22 protein-coding genes are annotated in these 26,021 nt (G+C 46.0%); 15 read left to right on the top strand and 7 right to left on the bottom strand.

The annotated features are described in order from the left end of the window. Nucleotides 1-197 precede the first annotated feature (197 nt). From ACR6HW_RS00105 to rny, 9 genes are all read left to right on the top strand, one after another. Entirely contained in the window at nucleotides 198-2,306 is a 2,109-nt protein-coding gene (locus ACR6HW_RS00105) for a polyribonucleotide nucleotidyltransferase (RefSeq protein WP_455729139.1), read from the top strand. A gap of 111 nt (nucleotides 2,307-2,417) precedes the next feature. Continuing rightward, entirely contained in the window at nucleotides 2,418-3,698 is a 1,281-nt protein-coding gene (locus ACR6HW_RS00110) for a M16 family metallopeptidase (RefSeq protein WP_455729140.1), read from the top strand. Beyond that, nucleotides 3,688-4,119 (top strand): dUTP diphosphatase, encoded by a 432-nt coding sequence (gene dut, locus ACR6HW_RS00115; protein ID WP_455729141.1) that lies wholly within the window; start codon nucleotides 3,688-3,690, stop codon nucleotides 4,117-4,119. Before ACR6HW_RS00110 ends, dut begins: the two co-directional genes overlap by 11 nt. Nucleotides 4,120-4,148: 29 nt before the next feature. Beyond that, complete coding sequence (locus ACR6HW_RS00120) at nucleotides 4,149-6,824, top strand: FtsK/SpoIIIE family DNA translocase (RefSeq protein ID WP_455729142.1); 2,676 nt, start codon at nucleotides 4,149-4,151, stop codon at nucleotides 6,822-6,824. A gap of 14 nt (nucleotides 6,825-6,838) precedes the next feature. Continuing rightward, nucleotides 6,839-8,194, top strand: a complete 1,356-nt coding sequence (rimO, locus tag ACR6HW_RS00125) for a 30S ribosomal protein S12 methylthiotransferase RimO (RefSeq protein WP_455729143.1) — start codon at nucleotides 6,839-6,841, stop codon at nucleotides 8,192-8,194. Further along, the gene (gene pgsA, locus ACR6HW_RS00130) at nucleotides 8,181-8,714 is read left to right on the top strand and encodes a CDP-diacylglycerol--glycerol-3-phosphate 3-phosphatidyltransferase (RefSeq protein WP_455730916.1); all 534 of its coding nucleotides are present in this window, start codon (nucleotides 8,181-8,183) and stop codon (nucleotides 8,712-8,714) included. Before rimO ends, pgsA begins: the two co-directional genes overlap by 14 nt. A 59-nt stretch (nucleotides 8,715-8,773) precedes the next feature. Next, nucleotides 8,774-10,003 carry a competence/damage-inducible protein A gene (locus tag ACR6HW_RS00135; protein WP_455729144.1) on the top strand — a complete coding sequence of 410 codons (1,230 nt, stop codon included), beginning with the start codon at nucleotides 8,774-8,776 and terminating at the stop codon, nucleotides 10,001-10,003. 114 nt (nucleotides 10,004-10,117) lie between these two features. Further along, nucleotides 10,118-11,134: a recombinase RecA gene (gene recA / locus ACR6HW_RS00140; RefSeq protein WP_455730917.1), complete on the top strand. Its 1,017-nt coding sequence runs from the start codon at nucleotides 10,118-10,120 to the stop codon at nucleotides 11,132-11,134. Nucleotides 11,135-11,413: 279 nt separating this feature from the next. Next, a complete protein-coding gene (gene rny / locus ACR6HW_RS00145) occupies nucleotides 11,414-12,961 on the top strand; it encodes a ribonuclease Y (RefSeq protein ID WP_455730918.1) in 1,548 nt (515 codons plus the stop codon). Nucleotides 12,962-13,160: 199 nt separating this feature from the next. Here rny and ACR6HW_RS00150 read toward each other — a convergent pair whose 3' ends face one another. From ACR6HW_RS00150 to ACR6HW_RS00180, 7 genes are all read right to left on the bottom strand, one after another. Beyond that, entirely contained in the window at nucleotides 13,161-14,279 is a 1,119-nt protein-coding gene (locus ACR6HW_RS00150) for a M20/M25/M40 family metallo-hydrolase (RefSeq protein WP_455729145.1), read from the bottom strand. 101 nt (nucleotides 14,280-14,380) lie between these two features. Further along, nucleotides 14,381-15,919, bottom strand: a complete 1,539-nt coding sequence (locus ACR6HW_RS00155) for an AbgT family transporter (RefSeq protein WP_455729146.1) — start codon at nucleotides 15,917-15,919, stop codon at nucleotides 14,381-14,383. Nucleotides 15,920-16,070: 151 nt separating this feature from the next. Beyond that, nucleotides 16,071-16,712, bottom strand: a complete 642-nt coding sequence (locus tag ACR6HW_RS00160) for a response regulator (protein ID WP_455729147.1) — start codon at nucleotides 16,710-16,712, stop codon at nucleotides 16,071-16,073. Continuing rightward, the gene (locus tag ACR6HW_RS00165; protein ID WP_455729148.1) at nucleotides 16,705-18,054 is read right to left on the bottom strand and encodes a sensor histidine kinase; all 1,350 of its coding nucleotides are present in this window, start codon (nucleotides 18,052-18,054) and stop codon (nucleotides 16,705-16,707) included. The genes ACR6HW_RS00160 and ACR6HW_RS00165 overlap by 8 nt, the downstream gene beginning before the upstream one ends. 11 nt (nucleotides 18,055-18,065) lie before the next feature. After that, nucleotides 18,066-18,656, bottom strand: a complete 591-nt coding sequence (locus tag ACR6HW_RS00170) for a DUF6305 family protein (protein ID WP_455729149.1) — start codon at nucleotides 18,654-18,656, stop codon at nucleotides 18,066-18,068. Then, nucleotides 18,646-20,262: an ABC transporter substrate-binding protein gene (locus ACR6HW_RS00175; protein WP_455729150.1), complete on the bottom strand. Its 1,617-nt coding sequence runs from the start codon at nucleotides 20,260-20,262 to the stop codon at nucleotides 18,646-18,648. The genes ACR6HW_RS00170 and ACR6HW_RS00175 overlap by 11 nt, the downstream gene beginning before the upstream one ends. A gap of 357 nt (nucleotides 20,263-20,619) precedes the next feature. Further along, complete coding sequence (locus tag ACR6HW_RS00180) at nucleotides 20,620-21,057, bottom strand: Dps family protein (RefSeq protein ID WP_455729151.1); 438 nt, start codon at nucleotides 21,055-21,057, stop codon at nucleotides 20,620-20,622. 169 nt (nucleotides 21,058-21,226) lie between these two features. Here ACR6HW_RS00180 and ACR6HW_RS00185 point away from each other — a divergent pair, with 169 nt between their 5' ends. The 6 genes from ACR6HW_RS00185 to eutA all read left to right on the top strand — a co-directional run bounded on the left by ACR6HW_RS00185 (nucleotide 21,227) and on the right by eutA (nucleotide 25,999). Next, nucleotides 21,227-21,553: a winged helix-turn-helix transcriptional regulator gene (locus tag ACR6HW_RS00185; protein WP_455729152.1), complete on the top strand. Its 327-nt coding sequence runs from the start codon at nucleotides 21,227-21,229 to the stop codon at nucleotides 21,551-21,553. Nucleotides 21,554-21,706: 153 nt separating this feature from the next. After that, a complete protein-coding gene (locus tag ACR6HW_RS00190; protein WP_455730919.1) occupies nucleotides 21,707-22,033 on the top strand; it encodes a BMC domain-containing protein in 327 nt (108 codons plus the stop codon). Further along, entirely contained in the window at nucleotides 22,033-22,455 is a 423-nt protein-coding gene (locus ACR6HW_RS00195; protein ID WP_455729153.1) for a EutP/PduV family microcompartment system protein, read from the top strand. Before ACR6HW_RS00190 ends, ACR6HW_RS00195 begins: the two co-directional genes overlap by 1 nt. 22 nt (nucleotides 22,456-22,477) lie before the next feature. After that, nucleotides 22,478-23,053 (top strand): ANTAR domain-containing response regulator, encoded by a 576-nt coding sequence (locus ACR6HW_RS00200; protein WP_455729154.1) that lies wholly within the window; start codon nucleotides 22,478-22,480, stop codon nucleotides 23,051-23,053. Between the two features lie 2 nt (nucleotides 23,054-23,055). Further along, complete coding sequence (locus tag ACR6HW_RS00205; protein WP_455729155.1) at nucleotides 23,056-24,471, top strand: sensor histidine kinase; 1,416 nt, start codon at nucleotides 23,056-23,058, stop codon at nucleotides 24,469-24,471. A 100-nt stretch (nucleotides 24,472-24,571) separates the two neighbouring features. Further along, complete coding sequence (eutA, locus tag ACR6HW_RS00210; RefSeq protein WP_455729156.1) at nucleotides 24,572-25,999, top strand: ethanolamine ammonia-lyase reactivating factor EutA; 1,428 nt, start codon at nucleotides 24,572-24,574, stop codon at nucleotides 25,997-25,999. Nucleotides 26,000-26,021 lie beyond the last annotated feature (22 nt).

Below are 26,021 nucleotides of genomic sequence, written 5' to 3' on the forward strand. Positions count from 1 at the left end.
GCAGTTCAAGCAGGTAATATTGTAGAAAAGATGTGGATTTCGCTTTAACTTTACCTGTAACTTTAGTATAATAGTAAAGGACGTTCAAATTTATCTTCAAATCCTACTTATTTGAAGTGAGGGCTTTACAAAGCGCTGACTTGAAATAAGTAGGATAAATCTGAACGCCGCATTTTAAAAGATTTAGGAGGCACTATATGAGTGAAAAGACAATGAGCGGCGACAATCGACGCGTGTTTGAAAAAGAAATCGGCGGTAGAACGCTGAAAGTTGAGATCGGTAAATTTGCCAATCTCGTCAACGGTTCAGCGATGCTACACTATGGCGATACAACAGTACTCGTCACGGCAGCAGGCGTTAAGAAGCCAAAAGAAGGCCTGGACTTCTTCCCGTTGACAGTAGAATATGAAGAAAAACTGTATGCAGTCGGTAAAATCCCAGGTGGTTTTATCAAGAGAGAGGGTCGACCGTCAGAACGTGCGACACTTACAGCACGTTTAATCGACAGACCGATTAGACCGCTCTTTCCAGATGGCATGAAAAACGAAGTTCAAGTGGTGGCAACTGTTATGTCTGTCGACCAAGACTGTTCGCCGGATACAGTGGCGATGAACGGCGCGTCTATTGCCTTGGGAATCTCGGATATTCCGTTTAACGGTCCTGTTGCCGGTGTAACTGTTGGTTATATCGACGGCGCATACGTCATCAACCCAACTGTGGCTCAGAAAGAGCAATCGACGCTTAACCTCGTGGTTGCCGGTACAAAAGATGCCGTCGTTATGGTTGAAGCCGGCGCGGAAATCTTACCGGAAGAAGTTGTTTTAGGTGCGATTATGTACGGCCATGACGTCATCAAAGAGATTTGTGCGTTTATGGAGATGATAAACAACGAGCTGGGTAAAGAAAAGTTCGCGCTCACATTACCGGAAGTCGATGCGGCATATGTCGCTGAGATCAGAGCGTTTTTAGAAGAGAAAATGGACAAAGTCGTGCGCATCGAAGGTAAGAGCGAAAGAAACGACGCCCTTTCGGAGCTTAAAGACGCCTTAATTGAAGCGTTTATCGAAGCGCATCCAGATGACGAAGGCTTCCTCAAGGATCAATTTAAAGCCGTTGAGAAAGACGTTGTGAGAAAGATGATTATAAAAGAAGCGGTACGTCCTGACGGCAGAGGCCCGAAAGACATTAGACCGATTTCCTGCGAAGTTGATTTGCTTCCGAGAACACACGGTTCAGGACTCTTCCAACGCGGTTTAACGCAAGTTCTGACAGTGACGACACTTGGCGCTCTCGGAGAAGCACAGCGCATCGACGGTCTCGGACTGGAAGATACGAAGCGTTACATGCACCATTACAACTTCCCGCCGTTTTCTGTTGGTGAGCTCGGGTTTGCTCGCGTCAACAGACGTGCCATCGGTCACGGCGCTTTAGGCGAACGTGCTCTATTGCCGGTATTGCCGTCTGAAGAAGAGTTCCCTTATGCCATTAGATTGGTTTCGGAAGTGTTGACATGTAACGGATCGAGCTCACAGGCTTCTATCTGTGGCAGTACGTTGTCGTTGCTTCACGCCGGTGTGCCGATTAAAGATTCTGTTGCCGGTATTGCAATGGGCTTGATTCAAGAAGAAGGCGACATCTCTATTCTAAGTGATATTCAAGGGATGGAAGACGCTTTAGGCGATATGGACTTTAAAGTGGCAGGTACTAAAGAAGGCATCACTGCCCTACAGATGGATATTAAAGTCGACGGTCTCAGCAGAGAACTTCTCGAAGAAGCGCTTGAACAAGCGCGTATCGGTCGTCTCCACATCCTCGGCTGCATGAACGAAGTGATTTCAGAGCCAAATGCGGAAATGTCCCCATACGCACCGAGAGTCTTTACCCTTAAAATCGATCCTGATAAAATCAGAGACGTCATTGGACCTGGTGGTAAAGTTATCACGAGAATTACAACAGAGCACAATGTTAAAATCGATATTGAAGACGACGGTACGGTGCTGATTACAGCTGTTGACGGCGAAGGCGGCAAAGGTGCTCGTGAAGAGATCGAAAATATCGTCAAAGTGCCTGAAGTGGGTCAAATCTATACGGGTAAAGTAACGCGCATATTGAAGTTTGGTGCATTTGTAGAAATAGGCCCGGGAAAAGAAGGTATGTGTCATATTTCACAACTGGATACAAAGCGTGTCGGAAAAGTAGAAGATGTCGTCAACATCGGCGATGTCATCACAGTTAAAATCATCGAAATCGACGATCAAGGTCGCGTGAACTTGTCGAGAAAGGTTTTACTCGATAACAAGGCGTAAGACGGCGCACCCCATTGCGTCCATTTCGAATAATTATCAGTGGCAAGTGAGAGAGTACACCTGTACTGTCTCATTTGTCATATTGTAGAAAATTAAAGACGGGGTGAAAAATTGCATCATAAATACAAATTAGACAACGGTTTGACTGTTGTCCATCAGCCACTTGCGGGCTATCAGTCGTTGACAGTGGGCGTGTGGATAAAAGTTGGCGCGGCCAATGAAACCGAAGCGAACAACGGTATTTCTCATTTCATTGAACACATGTTGTTCAAGGGGACTGAAACGTATTCTGCAAAGGAAATTTCGCTGACCATTGACAAAATCGGCGGTGAAATCAACGCTTACACGGCAAGAGAGTGCACGTGCTATTATACCAAGACTTTGGGAGAACACATTGAGACAGCGTTTAAATTGCTTTCGGACATGGTGTTCTTTCCAACGTTTAAAAGCGCGCACATCGATGTTGAAAAAGTCGTTGTTGAAGATGAAATCAACATGTACGAAGACGCTGCAGAAGAACTCGTCGCCGATGTGTTACAGGCGATTACTTTCAAAGAACATGCGCTGGCCATGCCGATTCTGGGTACAAAAGAGAGTGTTAAGCGCTTCGATAGAGAGGGCATCTTGTCCTTTTATCGCACGCATTATCGTCCAGAAAACATGGTGCTTGCCGTAGCGGGTCAATACGACCCCGAGGAACTGGAAGCCCTTGCACGACATTATTTTGATGTAGAGCGCCTAGGTGACGGTCAGGTGTTTACACCGGAGGTGCCGACGTTTAACAGTGGTTGCACTTGTGTCTACAAAGAAAATGAACAAGTTCAAGTCTCGATAGACTTCCCGGGGATTCCGTTTGAGGATCCGAGGAGTTACGATATGACGTTGTTGAGCAATGTGCTGGGTGGAACCAACTCTTCGCTGCTGTTTCAATTGGTGCGAGAAGAAAAGGGACTGACCTACGGCATCTATTCAGAGCCGAGTTTTTACGATCAAATCGGTACGTTGAACATCTCTTTTGGCGCCAGCAAAGAAAATGTTATGCCTATCGTCGAGGCCATTGCCGAGACCATTGGCACACTAAAGGAAGCGCTCACAGCGGAAGTCGTGGAAAACGCCAAAAACCAGCTGAAGGGCAGTGTGATGCTCGGCCTGGAAGGCAGTGAACACGTGATGGAATGGATTGGTCGCGTCGAGATGTTTGCACATAAAGAAAAAGACTTGGAAGCGGTTATTGAAAAAATAGACGCTATAGAATTGGACAATGTAAAGAACTTGTACCATCAGCTTTTTGAAACGGGACAATGTGCCATGGCCGTTGTCGGAGAAATGTCTGAATCGGAAGTACAAGCGCTCTATGAACGAATTGTAAGAGGAGAAACACATGAAAGTTAAAATCGTAAATCAATCAAAGAACCCTTTGCCGGAGTACAAAACGTTGGGGGCGTCAGGACTGGATCTGCTCGCAGACAACGAGACGCCCATCGTCTTAAAGCCGATGGAGAGAACACTGGTGCCGACGGGACTCTTTGTTGAAATCCCCGTGGGTTATGAAGGACAAGTGAGAGCTCGAAGCGGACTTTCTATAAAAAACGGCATTACACTGGCCAATTGTGTAGGGACTATTGACAGCGACTACCGCGGCGAGCTTAAAATCCCGGTAATCAATCTCGGCGATGCTGCGTTTACCATCGCTCGTGGCGATCGTATTGCTCAGCTGATTATCGCCAAGTACGAACGGATAACATGGGATGCTGTGGAAACTGTAGAAGATACTGAAAGAGGGGCTGGGGGATTTGGTTCCACCGGTGTCTAGCGTTAGGTTCTAAATGAAAGGGGGCAGATGTGCAGAAAAAAAGCGTAAAAAAACCGACGAAAAAGACACCGCCGAAAAAAACGCCTCCGAAAAAGAAAAAGACGACAGGGGCTAAGACGCAAAAAGAGCATCTTAAAAACTACAAAATCAAGTATGAGCTTAAAATTATCGGCCTTATTGCCTTTACTTTGTTTTTAATGTTGTGTCTCTATACCAGTGCGGTAGGCGCGTTGGGGATTTGGGTAAAAGAAGTGCTCTTCGGCTTTTTCTCCTATGTCGCGTATGTGATGCCGCCAGTGGTTTTTGCCTTTGTCTTTGTACGGTTAAATCCGAATTTTAAACCTGCTGTAAAGCGGATTACCATCGGCACAACCCTTGTGCTCGTCGGCATGGTACTCGCCGCTACGTTAATTCAATACCAAGACGATTACCGTCAACTGCTGAACACGACGCCTTTTTATACATTTGAACACTTAAAGACAGTGTACCAAAGCGGTGTCGCCTATGAGGGCGGTGGCGTCTTTGGTGAAATGTTGACATACGCTTTTTTAAAAGCCGTCGGCTTTGCGGGAACGGTGCTGTTTATACTGGTGGCATTTATCGCCGGGTTTATTGTGTTTACCAAGGTTTCTCTTCAAGAGCTTTGGGAACATAAACGACAGCAGATGCTTTCTAAGCGCGCTGAAAAGGCAGCGAGCCGCGAGGAAATGGAGACGTTGTTGAAGCAGGAAAAAGAGGCAGAACGGCTGATGCTGGAATCCATGCAGGCTGAAAAAGCCCTTGAAGAAGTGAAGACAACGGTTAAGAAAAAAACAACGCCTTCTAAAGAAAATGATTCAACGCAGTTTTTAGCGAAATTGGATTTGGCCAAAAAAGCGTCTCGAAAAAAAGATGTCAAAGTTTTCGACTACGATTATTATGAAGGTAAAGAGACTGTTAAAGAAACGCCTTCTCAAGAACCTGTTGAAACACCAATAAGTAGAGACCCATTGCCATCGGAACCTGCAGTGGTAGAGCCCGCTGAGGCAGAACCTGCACCTGTTCCTCAGGAGGCTTTTGAAGAGACTGAAGCCATAAGGGCGCCTGAAACACCAGCAGTAGAAACACCGCCTCAAGAACCTGCTAAAAAAGCGCAAAAGCAAGCGGATGAAGAGGTGGTCGACGAAGCGCAAGTACAAGAAGAAATCGAGTCTGGAAGCAAGCGGGTCGTTCCGGAGTACGTGTTGCCACCGATGGGTCTTTTAGCAGACCCCAAAGGCGGTGCCGCCTCAGAAGACCGTTCTGAGTTTATGAAGATGGCGAAACGTTTGGAAGAGACCCTTCAGAACTTTAATGTGGATGCCAGTGTGGTTTCTGTCAAACAAGGGCCCTCTATTACGATGTTTGAAGTTCAGCTGAGTCCGGGGATTAAAGTGAGCAAAGTCGTCGGCCTGAGTGAAGATATTGCTTTAAACCTCGCAACCAGCCAAGTGCGTATTGCACCGATTCCGGGGAAAACTGCTATTGGAATCGAGGTGCCCAACAAGACCAAGTCCATGGTAGTGATGAAAGAAGTGCTCGAATCAGAGGCCTTTAAACAATCGTCGTCAAAGCTTTCGGTGGGCTTGGGTAAAGACATCTCGGGGAATCCGATTATCGGCGACTTAGCCAGTATGCCTCACTTGCTCATTGCAGGTGCTACCGGCTCCGGGAAATCGGTGTGCGTCAATACGATTATCAGCAGTATCCTACTAAATGCCAAGCCCGATGAGGTCAAATTTTTAATGATTGACCCTAAGGTCGTAGAACTTAGCAACTACAACGGGATACCTCATCTCATTCTCCCTGTGGTTACGGATTCAAAGAAAGCGGCCATTGCCTTAAACTGGGCGGTGAACGAGATGACCCGTCGCTACAAGCTCTTCGCCGATTCTTCGTCGAGAGATATGAAAGGGTACAACAAAAAAGCTGAAAAAACAGGTGAAGAATTGTTGCCTCAAATCGTGGTTATTATCGACGAGTTGGCCGACCTCATGATGGTGGCGCCAAATCAGGTGGAAGATGCCATCTGCAGATTGGCCCAAATGGCCCGTGCAGCGGGGATTCACTTGATTGTCGCCACGCAAAGGCCGTCTGTAGACGTCATTACGGGCCTTATTAAGGCCAATATCCCGTCGCGTATTGCATTTTCTGTTTCTTCGGCGGTGGATTCCAGGACGATTATCGATATGGGCGGCGCTGAAAAGTTGCTGGGCAAAGGGGACATGCTCTACTACCCTGTGGGTGCGTCAAAACCCAAGCGCGCACAAGGGGCGTTCATGTCGGATGAAGAAGTTGAAGGTTTGGTGACGTTTATAAAAGAACAGTCGATTGAAGTTCAGTACAGGGAAGAAATCTTGGATGAAGTGCCGAAAGGCGTTGCTGAAGGGCAAGAGGTCGACGAGTACTTAGAACAGGCCATAGAGTTTGTGGTCACTTCTGAGCAGGCGTCTGCATCTCTTTTACAGCGGCGATTTAGAGTGGGTTACAACCGAGCGGCGCGTTTGATTGAAGCAATGGAGGAACGCGGTATCGTCGGCCCACCTAGGGGGAGCAAACCAAGAGAAGTGCTTATTACAGCGGAAGCGCTAAATGAAGCGCCTGACGAAGCTGCTGTTGCTGAGGAGACGGCGGTAGAAGCGACGGTAGAGGCGACAACGGTGCAAGAAAATGAATTGGAGAGTTAGGTGAAAGAGGTAAGATGAAGAAAATTTATATTGAAACACTGGGGTGTTCTAAAAATGTTGTGGATAGTGAGCAAATGCTCGGTTTGTTGGATGATTCGTTTGCGCTTTCAGAAACGCTTGAAGAGGCTGAAATTGTCATTGTCAACACGTGTTCCTTTATCAATGATGCAAAAGAAGAGTCTATCGATACGATTTTAGAGATTTCCGAACTGAAGCATACGGGCAATCTTGAAAAACTTTTGGTTACCGGCTGTCTGTCGCAACGCTATCCGGAAACGCTTCTCGACGAAATTCCCGAAGTTGATGCCGTTGTGGGAACAGGAAGCTTTTTTAAAATTGTCGAAGTCATCGAGGCGCTTTTAAGTGGGAGTACGCAAAAAGTCTTTATGGAATCTGTGGATTTGGTCGTGCCAGAAGACATACCGCGCATCTTGACGACGCCTAAGAACTACGCGTACTTAAAGATTGCCGAAGGGTGTGACAACCGATGTACGTATTGCATTATTCCAAAATTGCGCGGCAAGTACCGTTCGCGCGAGATGGATGAAATCGTCAAAGAAGCTGAAGACCTCGTGAAGATGGGCATCAGCGAGTTGATTGTCATCGCTCAAGACACGAGCCGCTATGGCGTCGATTTGTACGGAACCTCTCAACTGGATGTCCTACTGACAAAGCTTTCGGCTGTGGAAGGCGTCAAATGGATTCGCGTTCACTACGCGTATCCCGATATTTTGGACGAACGGCTTATTGACGGCTTTTTCAAAAACGAAAAAGTGGTCAACTACTTCGATATTCCCGTTCAACACGCGAGCAATGCCGTGTTAAAGCGCATGAACAGACGGACATCCCAAGAAGACATCAGACGCGTGGTCGACCTCATCCGATCGAAAGATGCTGACGCCTGTATTCGCACGACGGTTATTGTCGGATTTCCTGGAGAGACTGAGGAAGACTTTAATGAGTTGCTCCGTTTTGTAAAAGACATTCGCTTCGATCGTCTCGGTGCATTCGGCTACTCAGACGAGGAAGACACACCGGCTGAAAAGTTGGACGGTAAGTTAGACGAAGAGGTCATTGCGGAGCGCAGGAATGCCCTTATGGCGGCGCAAATGGAAATTTCTGAAGCGCTTTCTTTGAGCAAAATCGGTAAGACTTACGAGGTAATCGTTGAAGAAGTAGCAGACAATTCCAAAGAAGAAGGCTTTATTTACGTTGGGCGGACCGCTTACGATGCGCCTGAAATTGACGGTGTGGTATATGTGCACACTACAGAAGAACTGCCGTTGAACGACTATGTTAAAGTGCGCGTAACCGATGCACTTGAATACGATTTGATTGGGGTGGTAGTCGATGAAAATGAACATTGCTAATCAGTTGACGATTTTAAGAATTCTCTTGATTCCTTTTTTCATTTACTTTTTGCTAGAGGGACAGATGGTGGTGGCGGCACCGATTTTCATCATCGCCTCTCTAACGGATTCATTAGACGGGTATTTGGCGCGCAAGTACAACTTGATTACGAATTTCGGTAAGTTTATGGACCCACTTGCCGATAAACTTCTCGTAACCAGTGCGCTCATTGGCTTTGTGCAACTTGGTAAACTCAGTGCTTGGGTCGTTATCATCATTTTGTCCAGGGAGTTTATCGTCAGTATATTCAGAGCCATCGCCGCTTCAGAAGGTATTGTTATCGCCGCGAGTTGGTGGGGAAAAGCCAAAACCATCTCTCAAATGGTGATGGTCATCTTGCTGTTAATCGACAACATCCCTTTTGCGTGGGTGAACATTCCAATGGATCAGATTTTCATCTATCTTGCAACGGCGCTAACGGTTATTTCAGGGGCGGACTACATTATTAAAAACAAGGCGGTATTGACACAAGATACGTAACCGACCGGATGAAGATACGATAAAAGTTGACTTTATGTCAACTTTTTTTGGAGGGTATTATGAAAGCAGGAATTTTAGCAATAGGAACAGAGTTACTGATGGGACAAACCGTGAATACCAATGCCTCTGAGCTCAGCAGGGCACTTGCTGAATGCGGTGTCGGCGTCTACTATCACTACACCGTGGGCGATAACGAAGAGCGGATGGCCGAACACCTAAAAGCGCTGATGCGCACATGCGATCTCGTGGTGACCACCGGCGGCCTAGGTCCGACGCAAGACGATATAACCAAAGAGGTGTTGGCAAAGGTACTGGGCGTCGAAATGGTTTTAGACGCGGCGTCACTGGCGCATGTCAAAGCGCGTTTTAAGAAGTTTAACCGAACCATGCCCAAGAGCAATATTCGACAAGCGTATTTTCCAGAAGGCGCTATTGTGCTTGAAAATGCCAAGGGGACGGCGCCGGCGTGTCTCGTAGAGGCAGAGGGATGCACAGTTGTGGTCTTGCCGGGACCGCCGAGGGAGATGCGCTATGTTTTAGAGACCCATCTCGTGCCCTACCTTAAAGCAAAGACGTCGCAGCAGATGTATTCAAAGTATTTGAGCATCTACGATATGGGGGAGTCCACTGTCGAGGAACAGCTGATGACTTATATCGAGTCTCAGACAGATCCGACTTTGGCCACTTACGCCGGTGACGGGAAGGTGTTGCTCAGGGTGACGGCTTCAAGTGGCGATTACGATGAAAATGTCGCAGCTGTCGAGGCGATGGTTGCAGGTGTTAAAGAGCGTATCGGCGCATATGTGGTCTCTGATAGCGGCGCTTCTCTTCAAGCCGTACTTATTGAAAAACTCCGCGCAAAAGGACAGACCATAGCATTTGCCGAGTCGTGTACCGGTGGGAAAATTACCGCTTCGCTCATAGAAAACAGCGGTGCCTCCGATGTGGTTCACTCCGGTGTGGTCAGCTATTCAAACGATGCTAAAATACGCTTCTTAAACGTTCCAGAAGCGCTTTTGTCTCAATGCGGTGCCGTTAGTCCGGAAGTATGCAAAGCCATGGTAGAAGGCGTTTTAAAAGCAACTGGGGCGACAGTCGGCGTTGCAGTGACGGGGATAGCGGGACCTGGAGGTGGTAGCGAAGAAAAGCCTGTGGGACTGGTATACATTGGCGTCGGTACTGCAGAGCGCATTGAAGTATCTGAGCACCGCCTCTACGGCGACCGGGTTCAAATTCAAGACCGCGTAGTGGTCAGAGCGTTAAAGCAGGTCTATGACACACTTGTTTAAAATACGAGTTGACATAAAATACCAAATAAGTTATCCTATTTTTAAGTTGAAAAACGGATGAGATATGGTATAATAAAACAGAACAAACGTTCTATAAAAGAAAGCAGGTGTATGATGACGGAAAGAAAAAAAGCGCTGGACAGCGTATTGGGACAAATTGAAAAGCAATTCGGAAAAGGCTCTATTATGAAACTCGGTGCAGAGACGAGAATGAATGTTGAAAGCATTCCAACGGGGTCAATTGATTTAGATATAGCTCTTGGCATCGGCGGTATTCCAAAAGGCAGAATCGTCGAAATTTACGGACCGGAATCTTCAGGTAAAACTACGGTAACCCTGCATATGATTGCCGAATGTCAAAAACAAGGCGGTGTTGCAGCTTTTATCGATGCTGAACACGCCCTCGACCCAGTTTACGCCAAGAGCATTGGCGTCAATATCGAAGAACTTGTCGTATCGCAACCGGATACAGGTGAACAGGCACTCGAAATTGTGGATGCCCTTGTTCGAAGCGGTGCCGTCGACATCGTCGTCGTCGACTCCGTTGCGGCGTTGGTGCCTAAAGCGGAGATTACCGGCGAGATGGGTGACTCTCACATGGGCCTTCAAGCGCGCCTCATGTCTCAGGCACTGAGAAAATTGACGGCTATTATCAATAAATCACACTGTACGGTTATCTTTATCAATCAGCTGCGTATGAAGATCGGCGTGATGTTTGGAAATCCGGAGACGACCACCGGTGGAAACGCGCTGAAATTCTACTCTTCTGTTCGATTAGACGTTAGAAGAATTGACTCTATTAAAAAAGATTCAGAAGTTATCGGCAACAGAACCCGCGTTAAAGTTGTCAAAAATAAAGTGGCGCCGCCGTTTAAGCAGGCAGAATTCGATATTATGTACGGCGAGGGGATTTCCAAAGTCGGCAGCATTCTCGACGTGGCGGTTACAGCGGATGTGGTAAAGAAATCTGGATCGTGGTACAGCTATCAAGACAACAAAATCGGGCAAGGTCGCGAAAATGCAAAAGAGTTCTTAACGCAGAATCCTGAGATGTGTGAAGAAATAGAACGTACAATTCGAGAAATACACAGTTTGAATAAAGCGGCTGAAAGCACTGAGCAAGAGGGTTAATCCGTCGTTCATAAGCCTTGACATCCCCCTGAAAAAAATATAAAATGAAGTGTATAAGTGTATGTATTTGCTAAGTGTAAGACGTTTATGGAATACTTTCGAAAATCATGCTTTATTTAACATTTTTTACAATCAATTACATTTTATAACAAAAGTGTTGATAGAGGGATTTTCTTCTCAATGGAACATGAAGTAAACCGTTGATATTAGCTTACGTTTATACTTGAAAATTAAAAGTTGAACATTGGAAACAGTGAATAAGGCAAGGGGGTGAACGACATAAACGTACCAGTTATTGTTACTGTACTCATTACTGGCGCTGCTCTTGCAGTTGGTGTAGGACTTGGTTATGTTTTCAGAAAGAAAACCGCTGAAAAAGTCATCTTAAGTGCTGAATTTAAAGCAAAGGAAATCATAGCAGAGGCTACAAAAGCTGCTGAGTCTGTAAAAAAAGAAAAAGTTTTAGAGGCGAAAGAAGAAGCGCTACAAATTAGAAAAGAAATTGACAAGGAAACAAAGGACAGACGTGCTGAAATTCAAAAGTTAGAGAGAAGAAATCTTCAGAAAGAAGAGTCGCTCGAGAGAAAGTCGAGCAACTTGGAGAATAAAGAAGAAAAGCTCTCGGCAAAACTGAGAAAAATTGAAGTACGTGAAGCCGAAGCGGAGTCGCTCTACGAAAAGCAGATTGCTGAACTCGAGCGCATCTCTGAACTCACAACAGATGAGGCAAAATCGCAGTTGCTTGCAGATGTCGAAAAGGACATTAAGCACGATGCGGTATTGCTCATAAAAGACATAGAGGGAAAAGCAAAAGAAGAGGCGACGAAAAACGCCAAAGACATCTTGGCATATGCTATTCAAAAATGTGCTGCCGACTATGTCGTTGAAAACACCGTTTCATTGGTGAATTTACCAAATGATGAGATGAAAGGTCGAATCATCGGTAGAGAAGGTCGTAACATTAGAGCGCTAGAAACGCTAACAGGCGTCGACCTCATCATCGACGATACGCCGGAGGCGGTTATTCTATCGTCATTTGATCCGGTGAGAAGAGAAATTGCACGATTAGCACTGGAAAAATTAATAATCGATGGCCGTATTCATCCAGCTCGAATTGAGGAGATGGTGGAGAAGTCTAAGAAAGAAGTCGATCAGTTGATTAAAACGGAAGGTGAGAACGCCACATTTGAAGTGGGTATTCACAACCTACATCCGGAGTTAATCAAACTCGTAGGACGCTTAAAATACCGTACAAGCTATGGTCAAAACGTCTTGAAACACTCGATTGAAGTGGCACATTTGGCGGCGTTAATGGCGGCTGAAATAGGCGCTGACGTCAAAATAGCAAGACGCGCCGGCTTGTTGCACGATATTGGAAAAGCTGTAGACCGCGACCTCGAAGGCACGCATATTGAACTCGGGATGCAAATCTTGAGAAAGTATCGCGAATCAAAGGCGGTTATACACGCCATGAGCACACACCACGGCGATTATGAGCCAGAATCAATTGAAGCCGTTCTCGTTACAGCAGCAGATGCTTTATCAGCCGCTAGACCAGGTGCAAGAAGAGAGGCGCTAGACACGTATATCAAACGCCTTGAGTCCTTAGAGGGGATTGCAAATGGCTACGATGGCGTTGAAAAATCATTTGCCATTCAAGCGGGTAGAGAAATTCGCGTCGTGGTTATTCCAGAAAAAGTCGATGACGACAGTATGGTTTTACTGGCTAGAGAAATGAGTAAAAAAATCGAGTCGGAGTTAGATTATCCTGGACAGATTAAAGTCAATATTATCAGGGAATCTAGAGTGACTGATTACGCAAAATAATGATATAGAGTTATTGACGAAAACAAGAAGAATTCATTCGTGGATTCTTCTTTTTAATTTAACAACATTAGTAATGCCGGAGGCGTTACTAATGTTGTTGTCCACTTTGATGCGATTCCATTTTAACAGGTGGCAGCGTTAAAAAATCCCCTTACTGCCTAAGCAATAAGGGGATTCGCAAACTGTGCAGAGGGGGACTCTACAAGTCTGTGTGACATTTAATCAATTCGAGTACCAGCTGTGAAGCCGCTACCAAATCTTTAATGTGTAGATGTTCCTCAAGGGTATGTGGCTTACGCTCGCCAATGCCAAAGTTAACAGCGGTGATGCCGTTGGCGTTGAGGATGTTGGTATCGCTACCGCCGCCAGAGGCTTTGGTAAACGGCTTCAAACCGGCATTTTCGCAGGCTTTAAAAGCGACTTTTACAATGTCAGCCTCTGGATCCACGTGGAATGCAGAGTACATGCGCGTTACTTCAGCTTCGACTTTGCCGCCGAAGAACGTCGCTGCTTCTTCAAAGCAAGCCACCATGTGGTCGGATTGCTTTTGAAGCTTATCGTTGTCTAGGCTTCGCGCTTCTGCTGCAATGGTCACCTCTGGCGTGACGATATTGGTTGCGCCACCGCCTTCGATTTTACCAATGTTGGCAGTGGTTTCTTCATCGATGCGAAGCAATGTCATGCGGTCGATGGCTCTTGAAGCAATCATAATAGCGCTGATGCCCTCTTCAGGACAGACGCCGGCATGTGCCGGCTTGCCGAGCACTTTAAAGTTCAACTTATCTTGCGCCGGGCCGCTGATAATAACTTCCCCAGGGTCGCCGCCGCTGTCTAGGACAAAGGCGCGCTTGGCTTGGAATTGACTGTAGTCGAGGTTTTTGGCACCGTGTAAACCGCCTTCTTCGTAAATGCTGAAGACGACTTCCAAATCGGCGTGGTCGATGTTGTTTTCTTTAATAACTCGAATGGCTTCTACGATGGCTGCGATACCTGCTTTGTCATCGCCACCGAGAATGGTTGTGCCGTCGCTGTAGATCGTACCGTCTTTAATGTGCGGTTTGATATCGACACTTGGAGAAACTGTGTCCATATGACAGCTGAATAAAATTGGTGTACCGGCTTTTGTGCCCTTGAACCTTGCAATGACGTTACCTGAGTCGCTGCCAACTTTTGAACCGGCATCGTCCATAGTGACTTCTGCACCGAGTTCTTTTAAAACCTTAGTGATGTAGTCGGCAAATTTGCGCTCGTGTTTCGTCGGGCTGGAAATTTGGACGTAGGCCATAAAGGCGTCGACCACTCTGTTTTGATTAATCATATATGCCTCCTTAACGTATTAGTGACTGTGCTACATGTATTATAACATAGATGAAAGCTTCATCTGCAACGAATGCGGATGAAGCTTTTGTAATGTCTGGATTAGTGCATAAATGCGCCTGGTCCAATTGGAAGCCCTGTTACGTACCAAACGATCATCAAAGCAATCCAACCGACTAAGAAGACGAGGGTGTACGGCAGCATCGAAGAAATCAATGTACCGATACCGGCATCTTCATCGTACTGTTGTGCAAACGTTACAATAACGGCAAAGTACGACATCAGCGGCGAAATGATATTGGTTGTGGAGTCACCGATTCTGTAGGCGAGCTGTGTGAACTCAGGTCTTAAACCGAGTTCCATCATCATTGGAATGAAAATTGGCGCCATAATGCCCCATTTAGCTGATGCAGAACCGATAAAGAGGTTGATAAAACCTGCGACAATGATAAAGCCAACCATCAACGGCAAACCTGTAAAGCCGATGGACTCAAGGAGTTCTGCACCGTTAACCGCTAAGATAATTCCGAGGTTCGTGTACGTAAAGTAAGCGATAAACTGCGCTGCTGCAAAGGCGAGTACCATGTAGCCACCCATGGAGGACATCGCCTTGCCCATGCCTTTAACGACGTCTTTGTCGTTTTTAATGGAACCGGCGAAGATACCGAAGACGATACCCGGAACTAAGAACATAATCATAATGGTTGGAACGAGACCGGCGTGAATGTAAGCGTCTAATGTCATTTGACCTTCTGCATTCATCGATCTTAAAACACCTGATTCTGGGAACGCCATAAAGCCAAATATTGCTGCAACAACGAGAAGTGACAGACCGGCAGCTTTAAGGCCACGGCTTTCTTCTTTAGTAACTTCCATAGACTGTTTCTTGGCAGCACCTTTGTATTCGCCAAGTCTTGGTTCGACAATCTTATCGGTTACAATACCACCTAAGAATGTGAGCAAGAATGTGGAAGCAATCATAAAGTACCAGTTGGCAGTAGGTGCAATGGTTACTGTAGAACCGCCAATTTTAATCGCTTCGTTGGTGATACCCGCTAAGAGGGGATCGAGTGTCCCTAGTGCTAGGTTGGCAGAGAAGCCTGCAGAAACACCGGCAAAAGCAGCCGCAAGACCTGCAATTGGGTGACGACCGAAGCCCATAAATACCAGTGCGCCTAATGGTACAAGTACAACGTAACCGGCATCTGAAGCGACATTTGACATAATACCGGCAAAGACGACGACATATGTGATAACCGATTTAGGCGTAGAAAGAACCAACTTCTTAAGTGCTGCACCGATTAAGCCTGTACTTTCGGCGACGCCGACACCGAGCATAGCGACCAACACTGTACCCAGTGGCGCAAAACCAGTGAAGTTTGTAACTGCTGAGTTAATCATGTAGCGTATGCCTTCAGCGTTTAACAGCGAGATGGCTTGTACAGACGTTTCAGCTTTTGCCTTTGCGTTGTAGAAAGTGACGTTCCAATCCAATCTTACACCCAGCTCAGAAATTAAGATAACCGCCAGAGCCAGAATGAAGAAAATGGTGACTGGATGTGGGAGCCTATTGCCCGCGCGCTCCACAAAGTTTAGAAAGCCACCAAAAATACCTCTTTTTTGATTCGTTTCTGTGTTCATTAATTACCCTCCCCGTAAATATTAGAGACTGTCGTCTCATTTTCACACGACTCTTAATTAGCGAATAAATCAAAAACCGGTGAAAAGAATTTAGAAATTTATCAAATTCTTAATTTCTATTATAACGGGAAAGCGCTCTTGTATCTTTTTTTTAACTTTTTTCTCTGTTTAAATAACGGTATTTATTTTTCGGTCGTCCGAGAGAACCGTAGACGGGAATCACCTCGATATGTTCGCGTTCCAACAGAAACTGTACATAACGGTGAACTGTCTGGTAGGCGAGGCCCACAGCTTTTGACAGACCGTCTATTGTAAACTCTTCTTCAACACTGCGCAAGTGCTTTTCTATAAGGTCTAACGTGGCAGAAGAAATCCCTTTTTCAACAAACATATTCTCTTGTCTTTTCAGCAACTCGTATTGTATTTCAGAAATTTTAAGATTGACGTTTATCCGTGCGATGAGATCCGGTGCTTTAATGGGTTTAATGGCGAAGTCCGTAGCGCCGGTTTTGATAAACTCGTCGGCGATTTCTTGACGCTCGTCTACTGTGAGCACTAGAACAGATACGTGTTTGTTCACCGACCGAATTTTCTTGAGTGTGGTTAAGCCGTTCCACCCCGGCATATGGTAATCCATTATAACGAGATCGTAATGGCGTTCTTTTAACTTCGCAAAACCTTCTTTGCCACTGGGAGCCGTTTCACCTTCCAAACCTGCAAAGCTACAAATTTCGCTGATGGTAAACAGGATGTCGCGATCGTCGTCGATTATTAATACGTTTTTATTAGGCATGTTGTTCCCCTTCGTTGTAAATTGGTAGTTTTATTTCAAAGCAGGTGCCGCCGACGGCACTCTTTTTAAGTGTCAGTTGACCCTCGTGGTCTTCTATAACTTTCTTGGCAAAGGCGAGCCCGAGGCCGGTTGTCCCCTTTGAAGAAAAGCCGATTTCAAATATTTTGTCTTGGATGCTCTCCGGTATGCCGACGCCGTTGTCCTCAATAGCCACGTTTAACGTTTGATCAGTGGTTTCTGTACGAATGACGATTTTCTTCTCAGCCTCCAAACGCTCTACCAAAATGGCGTTTTCCACAATGTTGATGAACGCTCTGACAATCCGTACTTTATTGACCCAAAGTGTCACCGGCTCTTCAGGGAGAAGCAGAGCGAAGTCCAGTTCTTTATCGTGAACGGGCAACTGTGCCCGCAAGGTCTCAAAGAGTTCTTGTATCGTGAGTTTTTGTCTAAAAGTATCGTAGAGAAAGCTCGAAATCATATCGGACATTTTGATGGTGGCGGATTCGATGCGGTCGGCATACAGCGTGATTTTTTCACCATCTTTTGAGAGGGCAAGCAATGAGGCGAGTCCCTGAATAGTTACCAATGGCGTCTTCAAATCGTGTGTCAATGCATTGACTTCTTCAAAGACGCGGTTCTCCAGTACCTTTGCGCGCATTATTTTTTCATTTTCGAACTGGCGCTTGCTGACCCTCAGATAGCGGTCAAAACTGACAAAGAGCACAACCGTCAAGAGGGAAGAGCCCAAAAGGCCTAAAAAGAAAGAGAGGCCTAGAAAATCCAATATAAAATCGTTTTCGAGATACAACGCAACGCGCTTGATACTCGTCGCTGTGTCAGTGCTTCCAAAACCGAAGCGCGCCAGTACGGAGATGACGTTGAGCCACTGAAAGGCAAAGAAGATTTGTAGGGTCAGAATAAAATTCTTTAAAACCGACTGGGTCAACGACTTGCTCCGAGTGGGGAGTGTCATAATGAGTAAGACGGCAAAATACTGTGTTAACCAATCGAACTCGAGATCGTGAAAAGTATAAAATCCAATTGCAAAAACAGCGTAAAGTGCCAAAAGTACAATGTAATGGTGGAGCTTTGAAAACGGGTGTTTAAACAAGCAATAGAGACTGACAAAGGCACACATAAAAATCAGCGTATTGACCATGGCGTTAATAACAGTCAACATGGCAGAAGCTATAATCAGCGGACCGCTGTCATGGGTGTGTACCGCGTCTCGAACCTTGACCATCATGTCGAACCAGTAGCCGTCGAGGAAGAACCCCAGTGTGAACACAAACGCTGAAAAAACCAGCAACAATCCGATAAGCAGTGTTTTTTTCTTCATTAGTGCCCCCTTTATCTAAAAATACTGGCGAGGGGCTCGCTCACATTTTTAACGTCGTCACAACGGGTGATAGGGCGGCCTGCTTCTTGAGCTAGGGTGTATAAAAATCGGTCTTCATCGCCATCGACTGTGGTGATGATGTAGTCGCTTATGGGCAATAGGGCAGACAGCATGGCGTCTGTCTCCGTACCGCGTCTGTTCTTTCCGCCTATAAAGACAGTTGTAATCGACTGACCGCCGGATTTGGCGCTCTTGATAAGGGCGCGTACGCGGTCGATTTCCTCTTCTGCTGTAAAAGTGTTGAGTTTATCGCTGGTGTGGCTGTAGCCGACGACGACAATAACCGATTGCGTTTTGGTTAGATCAGCTTCTGTGGCGGTTGGCATAAAGTAGTTGTGAATAAGCAACTCGTTGGCCATGTCTTTAACGATATAGGTGTCCATGCTTTGGCCGGCAGAGGTAATGAGCACCGTTTCTTCCCCAATGGGTTGGGGGAGTGACGGGATGGTGTCCAACATTTCAGAGGAGGCTGTTTGGGCGCTCAACACGAGAATGTAAACACTGATGATTAAAATAATGATAAAAAAGAGTCTATTGTTCATCGTCGCTCCTTAAATCGATATCGTAGAGCCAATGGTGTCCAATGGCATTGGGCCTGTAGTTCAGTACTTCGTAGTAAACGGCTGTTAAACTCATTGTGTGGGCCAGCGGTATGCCGACAGCATCTGTTTTTATGCGTTCTTGGATGTCTCTATAAAGCGCATTTCTAAAATCGTCGTTAAGTGTGTGGCGCGCTTGTAAGAGCAACTTGTCCATCTCATCATCTCTGTAAAAAAAGTAGTTGAGCGCAATTTCCCGTTTGGCGTTTTCTGAATGAAACAATGTGAAGAGAAAATTGTCGGGGTCAGTTGTATCGCCGTTCCACCCTGTGAGCACCATGGGGTGTTCGCCCGTTTTTATTTTTTCTAGAAACTCAGCCCAGGGGAATACTTTTACAGTGACGTCAATATTGGCTTTGGCCAGCTGTTTCTTTACGGCGTAGGCCGTACTTACAGGGTTGGTTAAGTAGTCTCTCGATGTGGCGCTGACCCACAGTTCGGTTTCAAAGCCGTTGGGATAACCGGCATTTTTCAATAGGCGTTTAGCTTCTGCAACGTCTACAGTTGCCAGGTCGATGCCTTCGTGATAGCCACTGGACTGCGGCGGTAAAAAAGTCGATGCGGGCTTAGACAGCGGGGTCAACGCTTCTGAGATAATGCGCTCTCTATCAATCAAGAGGTCGATAGCTCTGCGCACTTCAAGTGCATCAAATGGCTCGACTTCGTGATTGAGGCCTAGATAGGCGATGTTGGAGAGCGGTTTGTAGCGCAACAGCACCTTGTCCATAGCCTCGACTGTCGTTTTGTTGTCCCAGTGGACGCCTTCTATAATATGGACTGCCCCGTTTTCCAGTAAGTTCATTTCGTCGCTGTTGTCGTCTATAACGATGAAGTCAATGCTGGACACCTTTGCAGGTGTATTCCAATACGCTGTATTTCGCGTTAAGTGAATGCGCTTGCCCATTGACCACGACTCGAAGACAAAGGGACCTGTCCCCACAGGATGCGCCCATAGGGTATCGTTGTATGTTTTAATGGTTTCCGGACTGGCGATGCCAAACGGCGGGAGAGACAACACCCCTAGAAACGGCGCGTAAGGTTCGTTCAATGTAATCTCCAGTGTGTAATCGGAAAGGGCGACAACGCTTTTGACTATGCCGGGGAAACCACCGAAGCTGTGATTCCAGTAACTGAATTGTCCGGTGTGGTAGAGGTTGTCCTCATTCATCCAACGTTGGAAGTTAAAAGCAATCGACTCAGCTGTGAGTGCTGTGCCATCGTGAAAAGTGACATCCTTCCTAATTTTGAAGAGCCAGGTTAGGCCGTCTTCACTGCTGCGCCAAGTTTCTGCCAATCCCGGGAGGATGGTTTTGCCGTCGCCATCGAGGCGTACAAGGGTTTCAAATATATTGACTGTTACTTGGAAAGATTCAGAATCAGTAGCTATGGAGGGGTCTAATGTTAAGGCGTCGGTGTAGCGCCCCACGACGAGTGGTTTATCGAGCAATTCGGACGTCGACGTGTCTAAACGGCTGTACAGGCTGATACTGAGAAAAACGATGACAAGTATAAGGCCGGTTAAACCGGCTCTCTTGATGTTGGGGTTCATAAGCAGCTCCTAAAATAGAATTTACATTAACCATTATACCATTGTCCGTTAAAATATGTAGGCGTAGAAATGAAAAGAGTCACTTTGTAGACGTCTGCGTTTGCTGAACACTTGCAAAAAGGTTTGAGACTCAACGTTCGTTGCTGAAACAACATTCGCGGTAAGCCTTTCGGCTCAAATCTTGTTGTCAAACAACATTAGTAACGCCTCCGGCATTACTAACCGATTTTCGCTGACGCCTTTCCGCGCTGAACATTCGCGGTAAGTCTTTCTGCTCAAATCTTGTTGTCAAATCAAAAAAGAGACGCGTGTTTGCGTCTCTTTTGAAGCTGATAGCTGTTATGACTGTACGGTACATTACCCTTGGCGCATAGCGCTGAGGAACCAGATGTGTTTGTTGTAGCTGGCAATGTGATCTTCAAACATCGCAACGGCAATAGGGTCACCAGATTCATCTGCGACTTGTCGGATGTCAAGTGCGAGCTTGCGCATTTCACCGAGGTCGTCGATTAAAATGTCGAGAACTTCCTTAGCGCTGAACGCCTTTGGCTCAATTTCTTTGAGAGTTGCGTGCTCGAGATAATCCGCGATTCGGCTAAGTGGCATTTCACCTGACATTTTCAGATGCTCTGCAACGGCGTCAAACGATTCGAAAACTTCGTCATAAAGAGACTCGGTAAAGTTGTGGATAGCCACGAAATTGATGCCGACGACGTTCCAGTGCAAGTTGTGTAATTTGGCATTGAGTACAGATAGGTTGGATAGGTACGTGTTCATTGCTTGTAAATGTTTCATAAATAAGCCTCCTTTAATAAGAATAATTATTATTTTCAACGTCTAGGTGTTTACCTTTGCCCTTATTATATGCTATACTCAAAACTACAAAAAGACACAAATTTGTTACTTAACATTGCCTTGTAAAAATACAAAAGTGGGGTATGTATAACTATCTTGGAGGTCAACTGTGAAGAAAAAGACGACGACTAAAATGACGGAAGGGTTTCATATGATTCACGATATGGTTAAACTTAGATGGGTGCCGGAAATTGTCGCTTCTATCCATCAGGGGAACCATCAGTTCAACGATATTTTAAGATCGATTAACTATTTGAGCAACACGGAGCTCTCTAGAAAACTTTCGGTGCTCGTAGAAAGGAACGCCGTTTTCAAAGAGGCTTCTGAGGATCCTTTCGCCGGCTATTTTTTAACTTCATTTGGCGAAGATCTCGAGCATATTTTTCACCATTTTGAAGAAATGAGCGAAAAATATCTTGTTAAAAAAAACGCATAAAAATTAGTTGCTTAATTAAAGGTTAAGTGATATAATTAGTTCAGTACAATGGCGTGCTAGAAAAGCGAGAGCATCGAAGCTTGTGGTATCTTACGGGATAGCTGCAAGTTTTTTTTGTTGTAGGAGGCGTCAGTGGAAAAAGAAAAACAAAGAATGGTACAAGAGTATGTCCCTGGAAAACAGGTGACGTTGGCTCATTTAATAGCGAACCCGAGAAGGGATGTCTGTCAGAAACTCGGTCTTTCTGAAGAGCACACAGGTGCTATTGGCATCTTGACGATTACACCAAGTGAAGCGGCTATTATCGCCGCTGACGTGGCGACGAAATCGTCAGGTGTGAGCATCGGCTTTTTAGATCGCTTCAGCGGTTCACTCGTACTCGTCGGCGATGTCGGCAGTGTAGAGGAAGCCCTCAAGTCGGTTCTGGGGATGCTCAGCGGCATATTGAATTTCACGCCTGCTGTGATTACGAGGTCCTGATGAAGGGTATTATATTCGTAGGCAAGCAGGGGGCGGGGAAAACGACCCTCATACAGGCCCTATTAAATGAAGAGCTTAAATATAAAAAGACACAAAGTGCTGAGTTTTATGGTAAAATGATTGATACACCGGGGGAATACATTGAAAATCCACGATTTTACAATGCCATCATCACACTTTCGTTTGATGCGGACCTCGTCGCACTGGTACACGATGCGTCGAGTGGGGACAATTATTTTCCGCCTGGATTTGGTACGATGTTTAACAAAAAAGTGATTGGCATAGTGACTAAAGTAGATGTAGAAAATGCCGATCCGGAGCGCTCCAAAGCTTGGCTGAAAGCGGCGGGTGCTGAAACGATATATGAGGTAAGCGCTTACGCCAATGAGGGTGTGGAGCACATTGCCGCATTAATTGCATAGCATGAAATAATGGAGGAACAATATGCGTAAGAGGATAGTCATCGCTGACGATGAACCGATTACTAGAATGGATGTTGCGGAGATGCTCGAAGAAGCGGGCTACGATGTCGTAGGCAAAGCTTCAGATGGGTTTGACGCAGTGGAAATGTGTAAAAAAAGTCGACCGGACCTCGTGATTCTCGACGTTAAGATGCCGCTCTTAGACGGTTTGATGGCGGCGAAAATCATCAGTGAAGAGAGTTTGGCCGGGGGGATTGTTCTTTTGACGGCTTACAGCGGTCAAGAGTTTGTTGAAAAGGCTAAAAATGTCGGGGTGATTTCCTATCTCGTCAAACCGGTTACAAAGCAGGCTTTGTTGCCCGCTATTGAAATCGCTATGCACAAGGGTAAAGAGATTATCGACATTAAAAAAGCGCATCAAAAAACCAATGAACGCCTAGAGGCACGCATTGTCATCGATCGCGCTAAGAGCATTCTCATGACGCGAGACGGCATGGATGAAGAAGAAGCTTACAACTACATTCGAAAAATGAGCATGGACAAACGTTGTACGATGAAAGACATCGCCAACATCATATTGATGAGCAAAGAGGCTTAACTATGATTAAGAAACTTTGCAAGGAATACACGTTTTTAAAAGACGCCGATATTAAGCAACTTGAAGAAGTGGCGTCTCAGATTCAGGTGATGGCCAACTTGACAAGGTCGGATATTTTTATCGACGTCATGACGCGAGAAAACGGTATCGCAGTCGTTGTGGCAGAAGCCAACCCCTTTTCTTATCAGTCGCACTACAAAGACACTGTTGTAGGGGAGTTTGCCTATAGGCACAATGAACCCGCGGCTATTCGAACGCTGGAGTTGGGCATGCCGACGCGTGACCTCAGAGCGATTACGCAAGAGGAACAGATGGTGCGTCAAAATGTCGTGCCGATAAAAAACGCAGACGGCAACACCATTGGGTGTCTGATTATGGAAAGTGACGTGTATGAAGCGGAACAAGAGCATGCGAAAATACAGATGCTCACAGAAACCGCAGAACATTTGTCCGAGTCGCTTATGGGCAGTATGCATGAAGAAATTTTACTTCAGCCCTATCTCAACGATGGGATTGTCATATTCGATAAATACGGGGTTTCACAAAGCCTCAACCCAATCGCTTCTCAAATGTACAGACGTCTCGGCTACCTCGACGAGCTCGTGGGCATCCCGTTTGACAACTTGGTGCTCGACGGCAAGCGCTTTGAGGAAGTGAGCAAAACGTCTAATGTCAAGATTTCAGAAGTCAGCATTGGAAATATGACTTTAAAAGTAAAATACGCCACTCTGTCGTTTAAAGACTCAGGCTTAGTAGGACTTGTAATGGTTATTAAAGACATCACAGATGAAAAAGCAATAGAGAAAGAACTGATAACCAAATCGATGGCAATGAGAGAAATTCACCATCGGGTTAAAAATAATCTTCAGACCATAGCGAGTTTGTTGCGGCTTCAGTCGAGGCGGATTTCTTCAAATGAAGCAAAACGCGCATTCTCAGAAAGCATCAACCGCGTGGTCAGTATAGCGGTCACCCACGAAATATTGGCGCAAAACGGCGTCGATGAAGTGGAGATTAAGACCATTTTAGAACGCGTTGTGTACAACGCCATGAGCGTGCCTTATGAAGACTGTCGAGTCAATCTCGAAATTACAGGAGACACGTTTGAAATCAGCTCCGACCTCGCCACGTCTATTGCGTTGGTTGTGAACGAGTTGGTTCAAAACAGTATGCAATACGCATTTGTCGGTCGTAGTGAAGGCCGCATTGAAATTAAGATTGAAAAAGGTATACAATATTCGAACGTCTTCGTCAAAGACGACGGCGTCGGGTTTGATATAACAAACACACGAGCGGGAAGCCTTGGAATGAGCATTGTCAAAAGCATTGTAGAAGACAAACTCAAGGGGTGCTTTTCACTTGAGTCCGGTCAAAAGGGCACTAAAGCCATGTTTGACTTCAGGATGAAAAAAGAATAAACCTTCGCACGAAGAGGTGCGATATGATTTTAACAAAGACGTTAAAAAAGCTCTGGAAAGGGTTTTTTTAGCGTTATTTTTTTTGAAAGGGGCATGAGAGATGGCACAATCTTTGATGAGTGTCGGCATCGATATAGGCACCAGCACCACACAACTTGTCTTTTCAAAGATTTACGTGGAGAATACAGCGTCGGCTTGGACGATCCCCACGGTGAAAATTGTCGGAAAAGAAGTTGTCTATAGAAGCGAAATCTACTTTACACCGCTTTTAAGTCCTACGGTCATCGACGCCAAGGCACTGAGAAATATCGTAGAAAAGGAATACATTAGAGGGTATATGACGCCGAGTTCCATCGATACAGGCGCCATCATTATAACCGGCGAGACCGCGCGTAAGGAGAATGCTAAAGAGGTACTGAAAATGCTCAGTGGCTTTGCAGGGGACTTCGTCGTCGCCACAGCTGGACCGGATTTGGAAGGCATTTTGGCCGGCAAAGGCTCCGGTGCTTGCGCGTATTCGAAAGAGCACAGTGCAACTGTTATGAATTTCGACATGGGTGGCGGAACGACAAATATCGCCGTGTTTAAAAACGGCAAAGTTGTCGACAGCGCGTGTTTCGACATCGGGGGACGTCTGATTAAACTTGAAAAAGACGGTACCGTCCACTACATTTCTAAAAAAGCACAAGCCCTAATTGAAACCCTTGGACTCGATATTCGCATTGGCGCAAAAGCGGCCAAACGCGACTTGGAAGTGTTTGTGGAAGCCATGGCGAAAGCGGTTGTGGAAATAGCTAATACGGGCTCTGAAGACCCAATTTACAAACTTTTAATTACCGATCACGACATGCGTATGACCCATAAAGTCGACGCCGTGTTCCTATCTGGCGGCGTGGCGGACTGTGTGGGCAACGTAGAAGCGGATTGGCTCAAATACGGCGATATCGGCATTTTACTCGGTAGTGCCATTAAAGAGGCACTGGCGGCGACAACCCATCGCGTTATCGCAGGTGAAGAGACCATTAGAGCCACAGTCGTCGGTGCGGGGAATCACACAACAGACATCAGTGGCAGCACTATCCACTACGACTTGAATCAGCTGCCGATTAAAAACATCCCCATCGTACACCTGACGACTGAAGAAGAAGCACAAACGGGGACCGAAAGACAACAAGCCATTTCGAGCCGTATCGACTGGTTGGTAGAACAATCCGATACACCGCTCGTGGCTCTTGGATTAAAAGGCGAACGCGGCTACGGCTTCGATGCCATAGCGGCATTAGCCGACGATATTATCGTCGGTATGAAAAAGATGGTCGATCAAAAATTACCTTTGATCGTGCTCATCGAAAGTGATTTTGCCAAATCACTCGGGCTCTGCTTGAGACAAAAGCTCAAGGCAGATGAACCCGTGATTTGTATAGATTCTGTCAGCGTAGACAACGGCGACTACATTGATATTGGGGTTCCAATTGCCGGAGGGCAGGTTGTACCAGTGGTGATCAAAACGCTGCTGTTCGGCTACTAAAAAGTAATGAGAGGAGTACAAT

This window comes from Fusibacter sp. JL298sf-3 (assembly GCF_053842995.1).